The following is a 2,832-nucleotide window of genomic DNA, read 5'->3' on the forward strand; positions in this document are numbered from 1 at the left end:
GCGCCGTCCGGCGCCGGGCCGCCCGGTCCGGTCCGCGCCGAGGACGGGTCCGCGTCGTGCAGCGCGCCGCCGGGCGCGCCTTCCCGGTCCCCGCCCACCAGTTCGGCCACCTCGTCGGCGCTGAACTCCCGTCCCACCACGGCCGCGATGTCCAGCGCGGCGCGCTCCGCCCGGCCGAGCGCCCCGATCCGGGCGCCGAGCAGCGCCTGCAAGGTGGTCGGCACATCCCCTCCGCCCTCGGGCCGGTAGCCGGACTCGGGCTGTGCGAGAGCGGCGATGAGCTGTTCCAGATAGAACGGATTGCCGCCCGCGGACTCCAGCACCTGTGGTGGCACGCCCGTACCCCCCTCACCGGACGGCGCCCCGCCGTCCCAGTGCGCCCCGACCTCGGTCAGCGCCTCGGCCACCGCCTCGGCCTCCGTCGCCGTCAGGCCGGGCAGCGTCAAGGAGAGCGAGCGCGGCCCGCCCCCGCCCCAGCCGGCGCCGCGGTCGAGCAGATCGGGACGGGCCGCGCAGACGAACAGCACAGCGGACGCGGCGAGTTCGGCACTGAGCGCGGTGACCATCGTCAGCAGCGGGTCGCTCGCCCACTGGAGGTCGTCCAGCACCAGCACGACCGGCCGCCTGCGCGCGAGCACGGCCAGCAGACCGGTCAGGGCCGCGCAGGTGTCGTCGGTCGACGGATTCGGTGTGCCGTCCTCCAGCAGCCCGGCCGACAGCACGGCCAGCGCCGCGTCGATCTCCTGGCGCTCGGGCGAGGGCTCTCCCGCGCGCGCCGGGGACTGTGCGATCTCCGGGAAAGCGTCGAGGAGTTGGCTCACGGCGTCGGCCAGCGGCGCCAGGCTGCCGCGTTCACCGTACGGGCGGCAGCGGCCCGAGCCGTAGCGGAAGGCGCGGCCCGACCGTTTGCGCCACTCGTGGATCAGCCGGGTCTTGCCCATCCCGGCCTCGCCGAGAACCGTCACCAGATTCGGCCCGAGCCAGGCCCGGTCCGCGACGGCCCGGTCCGCGACGGTCCGGTCCGCGACGGTCCGGTCCGCGACGGTCCGGTCCGCGACGGCGCGGAACGTCCGCCACAGCGCGTCCAGTTCACGGTCCCGGCCGACGAAGGGCACATCGAAGCGGCGGGTCAGCTCCGGCTCCTCCTCGACCACGTCCAGCAGCCGGTAGGCGGTGACCGCGTCCTCCTTGCCCTTCAACCGCAAAGGGCCGACGCGCTCGGTGACCGCTGTCGCCCCGGCGGCCCTGCGGCTCTCAGGACCGATCAGCACCTCGCCCTCAGCGGCGTTCTGCTCCAGCCGGGCCGCGACGTTCACCGTCTCGCCCGACACCAGCGCCTGACGGGACGACACATCCGAGGCCGTCACCACCGGGCCGGTGTTGATGCCGATCCGGACACCGATCCGAATGCCGAGCGTCGGCTCCAACTCCGTTTCGTTGAGCCGCTGTATGGCGTCCAGCATCGCCAGGCCCGCGGCCAGCGCCCGCGCCGCGTCGTCCTCGTGCGTCACCGGCACGCCGAAGACGGCCATCACCGCGTCGCCGATGAACTTCTCGACCGTGCCGCCGAACTGCTCCAGGCACTCGCGCATCAGGTCGAAATAGCGCAGCACCACCGTGCGCAGCGTCTCCGGGTCGAGTACGCCGGACAGCGCCGTCGACCCGACGAGGTCGCAGAAGACGACGGAGACGACCTTGCGCTCCTCGACCGCCGTCACGGGTGCGGGAGAGTCGGCCGGAGTGCCGCAGGACGGGCAGAAGCGCGCGTCCTGCGGCAGGTCGCCGTCGCACGAGGCGCAGCGCGTGGTCATCTCGTCTCCCCGTCCCTTCCCCGTGTCTTCCCCGTGTCTTCCCGATGGTGCGGACCCCGGTCGCGGGGAGCTATCAGAAGAGCGCCCCGCCGGCGATCTCGCTGTGGGCCTGCACCTCGGGGCCCACCTCGTCGAGCCGGGCCTTGATGTCGAGCATCATCGACAGCTCCTGGCTGCTCAGACCGCGCAGCACCTCGCGCTGTTCGTCGGTGAGTTCGCCGACGCCGAAGCCGTGCGACTCCAGCACCACCAGCGCGTCGTCGGTTCCGTCGCCGACCCGCTCCGCGCTCTCCCCGCCCCGCGCCGCCGTGTCGCTCATGAGGTGTACGTCCCTTCCCTGAGGTGTTCCGGCTCCGCTGTCCGGCCGATGCGCGCGAACAGCTCCACAAGTCCGTCCACGGTGTGCAGCGCGCTCATGACGACCGCGCGCACCTGGGCCTGGTCCAACGGCAGAGCGTCGAGCAGCGCGAAGAGCGCGGCGGTGTGCCCGGTGTCCAGTTCGGCGTGGCCGCGTACCGTGCGCAGCGCCGCCTCCGGCACACCCGCGGCGGCGATCCGGTCCGCCAGCCAGGGCGCGGGCGCGTTGCTCTCCAGCACCGCGATGTAGCCGAGCAGCGCTACCGGATGGTGGTGCTCGATCCAGTAGTACTGCGCGCCCGCCAGGCGGGCGACGGCGGGTGCGGGCTGCTCGGCGAGGACCGCGGCTGGTTCCCCGCCCAGCGCGGTGATGTCACCGAGCAGCCAGTCGTCGTGGCCGCGCTCCTCTTCGATGTGCTCCCGCAGATAGTCCGTGAGCGGCGCGCACAGCGGGTCGCGCGGGCCGAGTTCCGTCAGCCGCGCCACCGCCCGTTCCATCAGCGGCACCGAGGCGCGGACGACTCCGTGCATCACCGTCAGATACGTGGCGTAGCGCGCGGCGAGTCCGGGCGGTCGCCACACGGCCGCGGTCGTCGCCCGCACGGCGGGGGCCGTCAGCCGCAGCCGGACCCGCAGCGCGGCGCCCGCGCCCGCCGTACCGACC

Annotated in this window: 3 protein-coding genes; all 3 read right to left on the minus strand. The window is 73.8% G+C overall.

The features are described 5' to 3' along the window. The coding region (locus tag BGM09_RS20435) for an adenylate/guanylate cyclase domain-containing protein (protein ID WP_188283100.1) at positions 1-1,811 on the minus strand (1,811 nt) is incomplete at its 3' end. Positions 1,812-1,884: 73 nt separating this feature from the next. Beyond that, the gene (locus BGM09_RS20440) at positions 1,885-2,130 is read right to left on the minus strand and encodes an aroma-sacti cluster domain-containing protein (protein ID WP_223187337.1); all 246 of its coding nucleotides are present in this window, start codon (positions 2,128-2,130) and stop codon (positions 1,885-1,887) included. Next, positions 2,127-2,832, minus strand: a 706-nt coding sequence (locus tag BGM09_RS20445; protein ID WP_223187338.1) for an iron-containing redox enzyme family protein, incomplete at its 5' end; no start/stop codon positions are given. The genes BGM09_RS20445 and BGM09_RS20440, both read right to left, overlap by 4 nt.

It is taken from the genome of Streptomyces sp. CBMA29, from assembly GCF_014596445.1.
Lineage (GTDB): Bacteria > Actinomycetota > Actinomycetes > Streptomycetales > Streptomycetaceae > Actinacidiphila.